This window comes from Aurantiacibacter sp. D1-12 (assembly GCF_028858515.1).
Lineage (GTDB): Bacteria > Pseudomonadota > Alphaproteobacteria > Sphingomonadales > Sphingomonadaceae > Alteraurantiacibacter.
Map to the genome: position 1 here is coordinate 411,521 of NZ_JAPJZJ010000001.1, position 12,812 is coordinate 424,332.

The 12,812-nt window shown below is 59.8% G+C and carries 14 protein-coding genes and 1 tRNA gene; 10 read left to right on the forward strand and 5 right to left on the reverse strand.

The features are described 5' to 3' along the window. Window positions 1-23 precede the first annotated feature (23 nt). Window positions 24-1,133 carry a 3-dehydroquinate synthase gene (aroB, locus tag OOZ52_RS02120; RefSeq protein ID WP_274696826.1) on the reverse strand — a complete coding sequence of 370 codons (1,110 nt, stop codon included), beginning with the start codon at window positions 1,131-1,133 and terminating at the stop codon, window positions 24-26. After that, window positions 1,121-1,699 (reverse strand): shikimate kinase, encoded by a 579-nt coding sequence (locus tag OOZ52_RS02125; RefSeq protein WP_274696827.1) that lies wholly within the window; start codon window positions 1,697-1,699, stop codon window positions 1,121-1,123. Before OOZ52_RS02125 ends, aroB begins: the two co-directional genes overlap by 13 nt. Window positions 1,700-1,793: 94 nt before the next feature. Between OOZ52_RS02125 and OOZ52_RS02130 the strand changes: the two genes are divergently transcribed. From OOZ52_RS02130 to OOZ52_RS02150, 5 genes are all read left to right on the forward strand, one after another. Continuing rightward, window positions 1,794-1,931, forward strand: coding sequence for a hypothetical protein (locus OOZ52_RS02130; protein WP_274696828.1), 138 nt, complete (start codon window positions 1,794-1,796; stop codon window positions 1,929-1,931). Continuing rightward, window positions 1,928-3,787, forward strand: coding sequence for a hypothetical protein (locus tag OOZ52_RS02135; protein WP_274696829.1), 1,860 nt, complete (start codon window positions 1,928-1,930; stop codon window positions 3,785-3,787). Before OOZ52_RS02130 ends, OOZ52_RS02135 begins: the two co-directional genes overlap by 4 nt. Window positions 3,788-3,799: 12 nt before the next feature. Beyond that, window positions 3,800-4,678 (forward strand): tyrosine recombinase, encoded by an 879-nt coding sequence (locus OOZ52_RS02140; protein ID WP_274696830.1) that lies wholly within the window; start codon window positions 3,800-3,802, stop codon window positions 4,676-4,678. 10 nt (window positions 4,679-4,688) lie between these two features. Next, window positions 4,689-5,645: an acetyl-CoA carboxylase carboxyltransferase subunit alpha gene (locus tag OOZ52_RS02145; protein ID WP_274696831.1), complete on the forward strand. Its 957-nt coding sequence runs from the start codon at window positions 4,689-4,691 to the stop codon at window positions 5,643-5,645. 116 nt (window positions 5,646-5,761) lie between these two features. After that, on the forward strand, window positions 5,762-7,246 hold the full coding sequence (locus OOZ52_RS02150) for a M48 family metalloprotease (protein ID WP_274696832.1): 1,485 nt from the start codon (window positions 5,762-5,764) through the stop codon (window positions 7,244-7,246). 151 nt (window positions 7,247-7,397) lie between these two features. On the opposite strand, the gene OOZ52_RS02155 is transcribed toward OOZ52_RS02150, so the two are convergent. Beyond that, window positions 7,398-7,580: a Flp family type IVb pilin gene (locus tag OOZ52_RS02155; RefSeq protein ID WP_274696833.1), complete on the reverse strand. Its 183-nt coding sequence runs from the start codon at window positions 7,578-7,580 to the stop codon at window positions 7,398-7,400. Window positions 7,581-7,675: 95 nt separating this feature from the next. Beyond that, the gene (locus OOZ52_RS02160; protein WP_274696834.1) at window positions 7,676-7,870 is read right to left on the reverse strand and encodes a Flp family type IVb pilin; all 195 of its coding nucleotides are present in this window, start codon (window positions 7,868-7,870) and stop codon (window positions 7,676-7,678) included. Window positions 7,871-7,951: 81 nt separating this feature from the next. Here OOZ52_RS02160 and OOZ52_RS02165 point away from each other — a divergent pair, with 81 nt between their 5' ends. The 4 genes from OOZ52_RS02165 to OOZ52_RS02180 all read left to right on the forward strand — a co-directional run bounded on the left by OOZ52_RS02165 (window position 7,952) and on the right by OOZ52_RS02180 (window position 10,591). Beyond that, window positions 7,952-8,353 (forward strand): (deoxy)nucleoside triphosphate pyrophosphohydrolase, encoded by a 402-nt coding sequence (locus OOZ52_RS02165; RefSeq protein ID WP_274696835.1) that lies wholly within the window; start codon window positions 7,952-7,954, stop codon window positions 8,351-8,353. Window positions 8,354-8,400: 47 nt separating this feature from the next. Further along, window positions 8,401-8,477: transfer RNA gene (locus tag OOZ52_RS02170), tRNA-Arg, on the forward strand. A gap of 176 nt (window positions 8,478-8,653) precedes the next feature. Continuing rightward, a complete protein-coding gene (gene folE, locus OOZ52_RS02175; protein ID WP_274696836.1) occupies window positions 8,654-9,265 on the forward strand; it encodes a GTP cyclohydrolase I FolE in 612 nt (203 codons plus the stop codon). Window positions 9,266-9,298: 33 nt separating this feature from the next. Further along, window positions 9,299-10,591, forward strand: a complete 1,293-nt coding sequence (locus OOZ52_RS02180; RefSeq protein WP_274696837.1) for a UDP-N-acetylglucosamine 1-carboxyvinyltransferase — start codon at window positions 9,299-9,301, stop codon at window positions 10,589-10,591. Between the two features lie 71 nt (window positions 10,592-10,662). On the opposite strand, the gene OOZ52_RS02185 is transcribed toward OOZ52_RS02180, so the two are convergent. Then, the gene (locus OOZ52_RS02185; RefSeq protein WP_274696838.1) at window positions 10,663-11,142 is read right to left on the reverse strand and encodes a peroxiredoxin; all 480 of its coding nucleotides are present in this window, start codon (window positions 11,140-11,142) and stop codon (window positions 10,663-10,665) included. 194 nt (window positions 11,143-11,336) lie between these two features. On the opposite strand from OOZ52_RS02185, the gene ahcY reads away from it, so the two are divergent. Beyond that, complete coding sequence (gene ahcY, locus OOZ52_RS02190; RefSeq protein ID WP_446698100.1) at window positions 11,337-12,749, forward strand: adenosylhomocysteinase; 1,413 nt, start codon at window positions 11,337-11,339, stop codon at window positions 12,747-12,749. Window positions 12,750-12,812 lie beyond the last annotated feature (63 nt).

A 12,812-nucleotide genomic window follows, 5' to 3' on the forward strand; every position in this document is an offset into this window, starting at 1 on the left:
CTGCCGGTCTATCCCTTAGCGGGTTAGTCGGCGGTCAGTTCCTCGTTCAGAAATTCCGCCACATCAGCGAGGTCGACTTCGTTGTCGACAAAGGCCTCTCCGATTCCGCGCAGTAGGATGAAGGGCAAGGTGCCCGCATCCATCTTCTTGTCGTGGAGCATGTGTGCCACAAGTTGTTCGCCAGTGCAGGTCCCCTCGAGCCGCCAGATATCGGTCCTGAGATCAGAGATCCCTATGGCGGTTGCAATTCGCTCCGCTTCGCGTTGATCCATTAGGCCACGCCGTACCGAATACCGGGCAGCCAGAGCCATCCCGATGGCAACGGCTTCCCCGTGGAGTAGCCTGTCCGAATAACCGGTCTCTGCCTCCAGCGCGTGGCCGAATGTGTGGCCGAGGTTGAGCAGCGCACGCGCACCGCTTGTCTCGCGTTCGTCTTGCGCAACGATACGGGCTTTGGCCTGCACGCTGGTCGTTACCGCATATTCAAGCGTTCTCGGAAGATGACTCAAGATCCCGGCAACATTGCTCTCGCACCATTCGAAGAATTCCCGGTCGCCCAGAATTCCGTATTTGATGACCTCGGCGAAGCCACAGCGCATCTCGCGGGGCGATAGCGTTGAGAGAGCATTCGTGTCGGCCAGCACAAGCGACGGTTGATGAAAAGCGCCAACAAGGTTCTTGCCCGCCGCAACGTTGATCGCGGTTTTCCCGCCAACCGAGCTATCGACCTGCGCAAGCAGTGTGGTGGGCACCTGGATGAAGCTGCAACCCCGCTTAAGCATGCTGGCGGCAAACCCCGTGAGGTCCCCGATCACTCCGCCACCAAGTGCCACAATGTGATCGCCGCGCTCGACTTCTTCGGCCAGCAACCATTCGACAGTACGGGAGAGCCCGTCCCAGCTCTTCGCGCTTTCGCCCGCTTCGTGAACGAGCCAGCGCGGCTCTTTGCCTGCAGCGAGGAGCGAGGCTTCAAGCGCGTCACCCCATGCGGCACGTACATTGGCATCGGTCACGATCGGCACGCGCTTCTTGCGCAGCAAATCACCGCACTGATTGGCAAAGTCAGCGATCAGCCCGCGATCAACGCGCACCTGATAGCTGCGCCCGGCAAGATCGACCTTTACGTCAGCCATGTGTCGAGACCTTCCAGAATGCGATTCACGGTGAAATGGTGCGGGCCGCTGTCGCTTTGCACGTGGATATGCGCCTGGGCATAGATCGGTTCGCGCGCGGTTTTCATCGTGGTGACTTTCTCCTCGATATTCCCCGTGCGCAAGAGCGGGCGGCGCTTGTTGCGGCTGACCCGTTCAACCAGCGTATCGATCGAGGCATCGAGCCAGATGGCCACGCCTTCCTGCAGGATCAGCTCGCGCGTTTCGTCTTCGAGAAAAGCACCTCCGCCAGTCGCCAGCACACAGCCCGCGCCGCTGTTTTCCATCAGCCGCGCGATCACGCGGCGTTCGCCATCGCGGAAGTACTCTTCACCGAATTGATCGAATATTTCAGCAACGGACATGTTCGCCGCCTCGACAATCTCCTCATCCGCATCGGTGAAGTCCATATCGAGCACATTGGCGAGCCGTCGCCCGACGGTGCTCTTGCCAACGCCCATCATGCCCACAAGCACCAGGGGCTTGTTCAGGCGCTGCTTGATCGCACGCAGCGTGGCTTCATCGGGCACTGGCTTCGACATGGTCATTGCCGCAAGGCCTATAGATAGGCTAACCGCGCTGGCAAGGTCGGCTGTGCAGTTGCGCGCAGCGAAGACGTGTTAGAACGGGAAGTGTCGCAAGGTGTCGAAGCGCCTGATGGTCATGCTCACAATGTTTGCTATTCTGCTGCTAGTGCTCGGCGTCGCCTGGTTCGATGGTGGGCGTGAAGAGCAGCGTATGATTGTGGAGCCCGTGGAATTGCCGGAGAGAAATTCGTGAAGCGATTAGGTTTGCTGCTGGGCGGCGCGACATTGGCGCTGTCTTCATCGCTGGCAATGGCTGTGGGGCCGGAAGATCTGCTTCCGCCTGCTTTCCGTGATCCACCTCCGCAGGCAACGCCTACTCCGACGCAAGCACCGACACCAACACCGACCAGCACGCGTCCGACGACGCCCGGAGCACCTTCTGCGCCTGCGCCGGGTGGCACACCTGTTGTGCAGCCGCTTCCCGACGGTGGTGGAGGCGGTGGTGCTCCTGTTACCTTGCCGACGGATTTCCCTACGCTGGAAGAGCTAGAGGCGATGGAGGCTTCGCAGGTCAACGACCTGTTCGGCTTGCGTCCGAGATTCGATATTCCCGCAGCGGCACGCCGCGCGACCGAAGAGATCGGCGTTCTGAGCCTCGCCGAAGGCGGTTTCGCGTCGGCCTCGCTCGTCAACCAACCCGCCGCTCTCGTACGCGCGGCACTCGAGGCCAGCGATGGTCCTGTGGTGTCACGCTGGGGCCATATCCTGATGCGCCGTGCGCTGGCGAGCCGCCTCGACGCGCCGCAAGGCATGGATCCGGTGCAATTTGCTGCCCTGCGCGCCCAAGCGCTCAACGCGATGGGTGAAAGCGCAGTGGCCCGCGCCTTGGTGCAGGATGTCGATGGCAGCAACTATAACCGGGGCCTGACCGATGCCGCCTTCGACGCCTACCTCACGACAGGAGACATTCTCGGCATCTGCCCGGTAGCCCGCCTGCAAAGCGATGTGCGCGAAGACGGTGAGTGGCAATTGCTGCAAGCGATTTGTTCTTCTTACCTTGGCGAAAGTCGCAGTTCCGAGCGTGATCTGGATCGTGCGCTTGGCACCGGTGTCGCGCCCGAGATCGATGTGCGGCTCGCGCAGCGCTATGCCGGGGCTGCCGGTGATGGTGGCCGGGCGGTCAATATCGAATGGGATGGCACTGAGGAGCTTACGCCGTGGCGCTTTGCGCTGGCGCGTGCGCTTGGCGTTGAACTGCCGGATGGATTGCGACCAGACGGATACGCTGCGCAGCACTATGACATTTCCGATGTGATGATCCCCGCTACGCCTTTGCTGGACCGCGTAAACGCAGCCGATACTGCCGGTGCGCGTGGCGTGCTCTCTGCAGCGGCAATGGTCGATCTCAACGCACTGTTATGGGCAAGCGATGCCTATCAACAGAACGAGAAGGCCAATGCGGAACTGCTGCGCGAAGCCTATTTGGCGTCGAGTGCCCAGGGACGAATTGCCGCCATGCGGCAGCTGTGGGAAGGCGATGAAAGCTACGGTCGCAAGGTCATGACAGCTTACGCTGCCGCCCGCGTGCCTGTGAGCGCGGAAAATCTGGATGACGCTGCAGGGCTCATCGCATCCATGCTTGCTGCCGGGCTTGATCGTAATGCCATGCAGTGGGGCGGTGTAGTGCCCTCTGGAAGTGAGGCCTGGGGTCTGCTCGCGCTGGCTCAGGAACAGCGCAACGGCAATGTCGATGCAGGTGATGTCGATAGCTTTATCGACAATGACGGGAGCGACGGGCAGCGCAAATCGGCCTTTCTCGTGGCTGGTCTCGCCGGGCTCGACAGGCTCGACCAGAGTGATCTCGCCGATTTTGGCGACCAGCTGGGTATCAACTACACGCGCGAAAGTGCCTGGAGCAGCAAGATCGAGGCGGCTTCTGTCTACCGCAATCAGGCGCTGGTAGCTCTGCTCGCAGGACTGGGGATGCAGGGGGTGAGCTGGGAACAGATGACGCCGCGCCACCTCTATTTCATCGTGCGCTCGCTCAACCAGGTCGGACTGTCTGCCGAGGCGCGGATGATCGCGGCGGAGGCCGTCGCGCGCGGATAGGAGTGCTGCTGGATGTCGACAGCAATCGACAGCTTTCTAGCCATGATGGCAGCCGAACGCGGCGCTGCGCCCAATACGCTTGCAGCTTATCGACGCGATCTGGAAGGCAGCGAGGATGCGGTTGGCGATCTGCTTGCCGCTGGACGTGATGACCTGCTTTCGTTGAGTGGCGAGTGGGCGAGCCTTGCTCCGTCCACGGTTGCCCGCAAGATTTCCGCGCTACGGCAGTTCTACGGGTTTTGCGTCGACGAGGGGCTGCGCAAGGATGATCCGGCTACCGCCTTGCCGCGACCGCAAACGCGCAGACCTTTGCCCAAAGTGCTCTCGCACGACGAGGTCGAGCGCATGTTCACGCAGGTTGAGAAAGAGGCGGGCGAGGGCAAACCCAATGCAATCCGCCTGCTGGCGCTGTTCGAGTTGCTCTACGGCTCCGGCCTTAGGGCGAGCGAGCTGGTTTCACTCCATGTCAGCGCGGTGCCGCGCGATGCTCCGTTTCTGACGATTACCGGGAAGGGCGGGCAGCAGCGCATGGTCCCTGTCTCCCGGCGCGCCCAGTCGGCGATTGCCCGGTGGGTGGAAGTCCGCCCCGATGGCAGCAAGCATCTCTTCCCATCGCGTACGGGCCATATCAGTCGGATTCGCCTCTACCAGATGGTGAAGGAACTGGCGGCGAGGGCCGATATCGATCCTGCCAAGGTCAGCCCGCATGTTTTGCGCCATGCTTTCGCCACGCACTTGCTGGAGGGCGGCGCTGACCTGCGCGTACTGCAAACGTTGCTTGGTCACGCCGATATCGCGACCACGCAAATCTACACCCATGTCGATTCCGCGCGGCTTGTGGCTCTCGTAAACGAGCGACATCCTCTTGCAGGCGGACAAAGAGGGGGCTAGCGCGACCACCATGGTTTCATTCCTCGAATTCGAAAAGCCTGTTGCCGAGCTGGAAGCAAAGATCGCCGATCTTCGCGGGGCTGCCGGTGAAGATGGCGATATCGACATTTCCAATGAGCTGCAGCGGCTGGAGCTGAAAAGCGCGAAGCTGCTCGAAAGCACCTACTCCAACCTTTCCCCGTGGCAGAAAACGCAGGTCGCCCGGCATCCTGGCCGTCCGCACTTCCGCGATTATGTGGCGCACGGATTCGACAACTTCATCCCGCTGGGCGGTGATCGTCTTTATGGAGATGATCAGGCGATCATGGGCGGTCTCGCTACGCTCAATGGGCGCAAGGTCGTTCTGATCGGGCATGAGAAGGGTCACGACACCGAAAGCCGGATCAACCACAATTTCGGCATGGGTAAGCCAGAGGGCTATCGCAAGGCGATCCGCCTTATGGAACTCGCCGACCGCTTCGCGCTGCCGGTTGTAACACTCGTCGATACCTCGGGCGCGTTTCCCGGGATCGAAGCGGAAGAGCGTGGGCAGGCAGAAGCCATCGCCCGCTCCACCGAAGCATGCCTGTCGCTTGGCGTGCCAATGGTCGCTGCCATTGTGGGTGAGGGCGGCTCTGGCGGAGCTGTCGCACTTGCAAGTGCCGAACGCGTGCTGATGTTTGAACATGCCGTCTATTCGGTCATCTCGCCGGAGGGGTGTGCATCGATCCTCTGGCGCACCGCAGAAAAAGCACCACAAGCGGCGGAAGCGATGAAGCTAACCGCGCAGAATCTGCTCGAGCTCGGTGTGATTGATCGTATCGTCCCCGAGCCGATGGGCGGCGCACAGCGAAATCCGCAGGCTGCAATTGCCTCTTTGGTGAGCACGATTGACGATGAATTGGAGGGTCTTGAAGGCTTTTCGTCAGCCGAGCTGCGGCGCCAACGGGACGAACGATTCCTCAGGATCGGCCAAAGCCTCCGTTAATTTACAAGTTTTTGCTGACCGCAAGGCGGCGGGAACATTGTTTTTGTTCTACGGTTTGTGAACATAGACATTTGGCGTCATGATGCGCCGCAATTATCGTGTTGGAGGAGGACCGCATGTCGCAATCACTATACCCTAAGCTCAAGGTGTTGGCTTCTGCTAGCATTGGGGCAATCGCGCTTTCGGCATGTGCCTCTATCCCCGGCGCCAACGTTGCCCCCGGTTCCCCGATTACCGCTGAGGAAGCGCAGCTGGGTGCGCAGTATCACGAGCAATTCGTGGCCCAGTTTGGCGGCGAGATGACAGGTCCGCAGGCCCGCTATGTCGAGCAGGTCGGCCAGAACATTGCTGTGCAGTCTGGCCTGGCGACTACACCCGGTGCATTTGATGTGACGCTGCTCAATTCGAGTGTGAACAACGCTTTCGCGGTGCCGGGCGGCTACGTTTATGCAACGCGCCAGCTCGTCAATCTGATGAATAACGAGGCTGAACTGGCCGCTGTGCTGGGTCATGAAGTCGGCCATGTGGCAGCGCGCCATTCGGCTCGGCGGCAAGCCGCAGCGCAACGCAACCAGCTTGGCGGCGTAGGTATCGCTATTCTCTCGAGTATTCTGCTTGGCGATAACCCGCTCGGCAACACGATTTCGCGCGGTGCCTTGCAAGGCTCGCAGATGCTGACGCTCAGCTATTCGCGCAATCAGGAACTGGAGGCCGACGCGCTTGGCGTCCAGTATCTCAACCGCGCCGGTTACGATCCGCGCTCTATGGCCACGCTCCTTCAGAGCCTCGCCGCGCAGAACCAGCTCGATGCGCAGCTGCAGGGGCGGCAGAATGCGACGATCCCCGAATGGGCCTCGACCCACCCCGATCCGGCGAGCCGTGTGCAAAATGCGGTGCAGCTCGCGGGTGGCGGTACGGGTGTGACCAACCGCAACACCTTCCTCTCCCGCATTGACGGGATGATCTACGGTGATGATCCCGAGCAGGGCGTGATCGAAGGACGCCAGTTTATCCATCCGATCCTGCGCTTCAGCTTCACCGCGCCGCAGGGCTTCTACATGGTCAACAGCCCGCGGGCTGTGTCGATCAATGGTAATGGCGGCCGTGCGCAGCTTACGATGGCGCAGTACGACGGGAACATGGATAGCTATGTGCGCAATGTGTTCCGCGCGATTGGCGGAGAGCAGCAGCAGCTCGCCCCGCAAACGATCGAACGCACCACGGTGAACGGCCTTCCGGCGACTTATGGCTTCGCGCGAGTCAACAACGGGCAGAGCCAGGTCGATGTGACGGTTTTCGCCTATGACTTCGGCAACGGTCAGGCCTATCACTTCCAGTCGATTACTCCGGCAGGACAGGCTGGCACGTTTAATTCGCTTTACCAGTCGATGCGGCGGATCTCGTCGCAAGAAGCTGGCAGTGTGGTTCCGCGCCGAATCGATATTGTGACCGCCGGGCGCAGCGACACTGTCGCAAGTCTGGCGCGTAGGATGGCCTATACTGACGGACAGGAAGCGCGCTTCCGTGTGCTCAACGGGTTGTTCGGAGATGCTCGTGTGGTGCCCGGGCAGCAATACAAGATTGTCGTGCGGTCGAACTGACGCTGCACTGATCCAAACACAAAAAGGGCCGCCCCATTGGAGCGGCCCTTTTTTGTGTGTCGGTAATCCGACAGGCGATTTTCAGCTCCGGGCAAAAAGAAAGGGCGGCAGGTTTCCCTGCCGCCCCACTTTTTCGCTTTGAAGCTAAGGCTTAGATGTTAGCCTTGTTTGCTTCGGTCAGCTCGGTCTTCACGTTGTTGAAGGTCGTGCTGAGTTCGTTGCCGAGCGACTGCATTGCAGTGATAGCAGCAACGGCGATCAGAGCAGCGATCAGGCCGTATTCAATAGCGGTTGCACCCTGCTCGTCGCGGATCATGTTCTTGAAGAAAGTCATTACGTAGTCTCCTGGTTTAAGTCTTCGGTACCCGGCTCTCTCGGGTTTCCCTGATTGAGCTCAGCCCTGATTACGGGGCATTTCTGAAGAAAATCCTAAGATCGTGCGGAAGAACTTGCGTCTTCGACCTTGGTCTCGACACTGTTCCACATGTCGACCGTTGCCGTGGCCATGCCCTGCAGCGCAGTGATCATGGCAATCGCAATCAATGCGAGGATGAGGCCATACTCGATGGCTGTCGCGCCCTGCTCATCACGCAGCAGGTTGTTGAATAATGTCTTCGTCCGCACTGGATTGTCCCCTAGATAAGAGCGCGATGAAGCGAGATTTTACATCCAGGAGTTAACGGGTAGTGGGGAGCATTGGTTAACGTGGAAAATATTCCGACATGGCTGCCGGTGGTCGCTCTGGCCCTGTGCGATGGGGAAGGGCGGATTCTCCTGCAACAAAGGCCGGATCACAAGCATCACGGCGGGCTGTGGGAATTCCCCGGTGGCAAGGTGGAAACCGGCGAATCTCCGCAGGATGCACTGCTGCGAGAGATTGGCGAGGAGCTGGGGATCGCGCTTGCCGCAGACCAGCTAAGGCCAACATCTTTTGCAGAGGAAACGGGCGAGAAGCACATTGTCCTTTTTCTTTACACCTCCCGCGAGGCAGTGTCGGAGCCTGTGGCGCACGACGGGCAGGCGTTCGGCTGGTTCACCCATGAAGAGGCAAGCCAGCTGCCACTCGCGCCGATGGACCGCGATTTGCTGGCAAGAGTTTCGTTTTAATCCCTTGCCAAGCTGATCAGGCCCCCTTATGTGGCCGCCTCTACCGCGCGCCAGTAGCTCAGCTGGATAGAGTACCTGACTACGAATCAGGCGGTCGGAGGTTCGAATCCTTCCTGGCGCGCCAAAAAAGGGACTGGCCCGAAGGGTCGGTCCCTTTTTTGGTTCTGGGGCGAGAGAAAGCGCGGGATGGAACACAATGCCTGTCTCGCCATTCTCTTGAGCAGGGCGTGGTAATTTCCGCCTTTCCAGCCTATTGGACCTATCCCGCAAGTTTCTGAGCAGGGGAGCACAGGTATTTCTATGAGTAATGATAACGGTGCCGTGGCAAAGTCACCGCCGCCCAAGCCTCCCGTCCCCGACGATGTGCAGGATGCGATCCGCACGCTGATCCGCTGGTCTGGCGATGATCCGGAGCGGGAAGGGTTGCTCGATACGCCAAAGCGCGTTGCGCGCGCCTGGAAAGAGTATTGTCAGGGCTACGCTGAAGATCCGTCTACCCACCTGGCCCGAACCTTTGAAGAAGTGGGCGGCTATGATGAGATCGTGCTGTTGAAGGACATCCCTTTTCAAAGCCATTGTGAACACCATATGGCGCCGATCATCGGGAAAGCGGCGATCGCCTATCTGCCGACCGATCACGTGGTGGGCATTTCCAAGCTTGCCCGGGTGTTGCACGGCTATGCTCGGCGATTGCAGATCCAGGAACGGCTGACGGCAGAGGTCGCACAGGCGATCTGGGATGGTCTCAATCCGCGCGGCGTTGCAGTTGTGATCGAAGCGAGCCATGCCTGTATGACCGCGCGCGGTGTTCGTACTCCGGGTGTGGGAATGGTGACCAGCAAGGTGATGGGCACCTTCCGCGAAGATATGAAGAGCCGCAAGGAAGTGCTGGCTTTGATGGGATACTCCTGACGCTGCCAACGCGTCTGTGACAAGGGACTAAGAATGACGGCATTATATGTGAGGGGCGGCCAGAAGCTCGAAGGCAAGATTGATCCCTCTGCCAACAAGAACGCGGTGCTTCCGGTTCTGTGTGCCACATTGTTGAGCGAAGCGCCGATCATGCTTCGCAATGTGCCGGACATTACCGATGTGCAGCGCATCCATGCCTTCTTCACCGACCTTGGCAGCACGATCGAGTGGGATCACGATGCCAAAACCTTTGCCATCGATCACTCAACTATCCCGAGCAGTGCCAAGGCCAAGCTGCCCCAGGCGATGCGTGCATCGATCATGATGATCCCCGGCCTGCTCGCCCGTCTCGGCGAAGCGCGGCTGGAGCATGAAGTGAAGGGTTGCACACTGGGCGCACGCGAGATTGATCCGCACGTGCAGGTGTTCAAGGCGTTCGGGGCCGAGGTGTCATACGAAGGCAAGGACATAGTCTTCCGCAAGAGCGGGAAGGGCGAGGGCACACGCATGTGGCTCGAATATGCCTCTGTCACGACGACCGAGAACTTCATCATCAGCGCGCTTGCCTCGAGCGGTACAAGCCAGATCGTCAACGCCGCGTGTGAGCCGCATGTGCAAGAGATGTGCACCTTCCTCGAACAGATGGGTGCCACAATTCGCGGCAAGGGCACCTCGATGGTATCCGTCGACGGATGCGATGAGTTCAAGCCGGTCGACTACACTTTCGTCGAGGACTTCCACGAGATTGCCACCTTCCTTGCGCTCGCTGCGGTGACCGGTGGCGACATTTCGGTGCGCAACACGCAGCCCGAAGATTTCATGCTGATCGATCGCACGTTCGAGAAGTTCGGCGCACATGTGGAGCATAAAGACGGCTGGTCACGTCTCAACGCGCCCGAAGAACTCGTGGTGCAGCAGAACTTCACCAGTCACATTACGACCAAGGTCGAAGCCGCGCCGTGGCCCTACATCCCGGCCGACCTGCTGCCGATCTTCATTGCCCTGGGCGTGAAGGCCAAGGGTCAGACGATGTTCTGGAACAAGGTCTACGAAGGCGGCCTGACCTGGCACACCGAGCTGAGCCTGTTTGGCGCGCACACGCTGCTGTGCGATCCGCACCGACTGATCACATTCGGTGGTGACAAGCTGCGCCCGGCGACGGTGACCAGCCCCTATATCATCCGCGTCGCCATCGCGATGCTGATGGTGGCGAGCAGCATCGAAGGCGAGAGCACGATCCTCGATGCAGATCCAATCCGCCGCGCACACCCCAACTTCACCGACAATATCGATAGCCTCGGCGTCGATGTAAAATGGGTGGATTGATCAGCCACTGATCGTAGACAAAAAAGGGCGCCGCAACGGGCGCCCTTTTCTTTGTTCGGTAATGTTTTGCCTCAGAGCTGGCCGAGCATGTGGTCGGCGCTTGATACGGCGAATTCGCCCGGACCTTCCACGTTCAGCTCTGTCACCACGCCATTATCGACGATCATCGAATAGCGGTTGGAGCGGCTACCCATTCCGTAACCGGAGAAATCGACATCCAGACCGACAGCCTTGGCGAAATCGCCGTTGCCGTCCGCCAGCATGGTCACTTCGCCAGCATCGTTCGCGTCTTTCCACGCGGCCATGACGAAAGCATCGTTCACACTGGTGCAGGCGATCTCGTCGACGCCCTTGGCCTTCAATTCAGACGCCTTTTCGACAAAGCCGGGAAGGTGCTTGGCAGAGCAGGTCGGAGTAAAGGCGCCGGGCACTGCGAACAGCGCGACCTTCTTGCCAGCAAAGAACTCACCCGTCTGGACTTGCTGCGGGCCCTCACTGGTGGCCTTCGCCACGGCTACGTCGGGTAGGGTATCGCCTTTAGAAATCGTCATAGTCTTCTTGTCCTCCATGGGGGCTTTCGCCTTCAGATAGGGTGCAAACGCTGCGGCACAAGAAATGTGCCCATGAAAGCGTCAAACTCCGCAGGGGTTTACGCTGCGGCTCTACCCCCCTATGTGGCGCACCATTATTTGGCGTTGCATGGAGCCCCGGCGACGCTTCACCCGAATCTACAGGAGAAGTGCCCGTGGCAGACGCCGCTTTCACCGACTATATCGTCAAAGACATTGCACTGGCTGACTATGGCCGTGCCGAAATCAACATTGCCGAAACCGAAATGCCGGGCCTGATGGCCACGCGCGAAGAGTTTGGTGCATCGAAGCCGCTTGCTGGCGCGCGCATCACAGGTTCGCTGCACATGACGATCCAGACTGCCGTTCTGATCGAAACGCTGGTTGAGCTCGGTGCGGAAGTACGCTGGGCAACCTGCAACATCTTCTCGACGCAGGACCACGCTGCAGCTGCCATCGCCGCTCAGGATATTCCCGTGTTCGCGGTGAAGGGCGAGAGCCTGGCTGAGTACTGGGATTATGTCGGCAACATCTTTGACTGGGAAGACAACGGTGACGGCCAGACTGCCAACCTGATCCTGGACGATGGCGGCGATGCGACGATGTTCGCGCTCTGGGGCGCTCGCCTCGAAGCAGGCGAAGAAATGCCGGAACCGACCAATCCCGAAGAAATCGAGATGCAGCGCGCGCTGAAGGCCTTTATCGCCAAAAAGCCGGGCTACCTGACCGAGACGGTCAAGAACCTGAAGGGCGTTTCGGAAGAGACCACCACCGGCGTTCACCGCCTCTACCACATCGCCAAGCAGGGCAAGCTGCCCTTCCCGGCGATCAACGTGAATGACAGCGTGACCAAGTCGAAGTTCGACAACCTCTACGGCTGCCGCGAATCGCTGGTCGACGCGATCCGTCGTGCAACCGACGTGATGCTTTCGGGTAAGGTCGCTTTCGTTGCCGGTTACGGTGACGTCGGCAAGGGTTCGGCACAATCGCTGCGTGATGGCGGTGCCCGCGTTCTGGTAAGCGAAATCGATCCAATCTGCGCCCTGCAGGCCGCGATGGAAGGCTTCGAAGTCACTACGCTGGAAGACGCAGTGACCCGCGCCGACATCTTCGTCACCACAACCGGCAACGAAGACGTGATCACTGCCGATCACATGAAGGCGATGAAGCCGATGAGCATCGTCTGCAACATTGGTCACTTCGACAGTGAGATCCAGATCGGCGCGCTCAGCAACTATGAGTGGACCGAACTCAAGCCGGGCACCGACCTGGTGAAGTTCCCTGACGGTAAGGAAATCATCGTGCTGGCCAAGGGTCGCCTGGTGAACCTCGCTTGCGCAACCGGTCACCCCAGCTTCGTGATGAGCTGCTCCTTCACCAACCAGGTGCTGGCGCAGATGGAACTGTGGAACAACGCTGACAGCTACAAGAACGACGTCTACGTGCTGCCCAAGCACCTCGACGAGAAGGTTGCTGCGCTCCACCTCGACAAGCTCGGCGTGAAGCTGACCAAGCTCAGCCAGCAGCAGGCCGATTACATCGGCGTGCCGGTGGAAGGCCCGTTCAAGCCGGAGCACTACCGCTACTAAGCGGTTCGCTTCCAATCGGAGCAACAGTCGCCCCGGCCATTGGTCGGGGCGACTTGTTTTTGG

Coding starts and splice junctions, on each gene's coding strand:
- OOZ52_RS02155 (WP_274696833.1), bottom strand. CDS start 7,580: ATGACTTTCTTCAAGAACATGATCCGCGACGAGCAGGGTGCAACCGCT.
- OOZ52_RS02145 (WP_274696831.1), top strand. CDS start 4,689: ATGGTTTCATTCCTCGAATTCGAAAAGCCTGTTGCCGAGCTGGAAGCA.
- OOZ52_RS02180 (WP_274696837.1), top strand. CDS start 9,299: ATGACGGCATTATATGTGAGGGGCGGCCAGAAGCTCGAAGGCAAGATT.
- OOZ52_RS02125 (WP_274696827.1), bottom strand. CDS start 1,699: ATGACCATGTCGAAGCCAGTGCCCGATGAAGCCACGCTGCGTGCGATC.
- OOZ52_RS02140 (WP_274696830.1), top strand. CDS start 3,800: ATGTCGACAGCAATCGACAGCTTTCTAGCCATGATGGCAGCCGAACGC.
- folE (WP_274696836.1), top strand. CDS start 8,654: ATGAGTAATGATAACGGTGCCGTGGCAAAGTCACCGCCGCCCAAGCCT.
- OOZ52_RS02150 (WP_274696832.1), top strand. CDS start 5,762: ATGTCGCAATCACTATACCCTAAGCTCAAGGTGTTGGCTTCTGCTAGC.
- OOZ52_RS02185 (WP_274696838.1), bottom strand. CDS start 11,142: ATGACGATTTCTAAAGGCGATACCCTACCCGACGTAGCCGTGGCGAAG.
- aroB (WP_274696826.1), bottom strand. CDS start 1,133: ATGGCTGACGTAAAGGTCGATCTTGCCGGGCGCAGCTATCAGGTGCGC.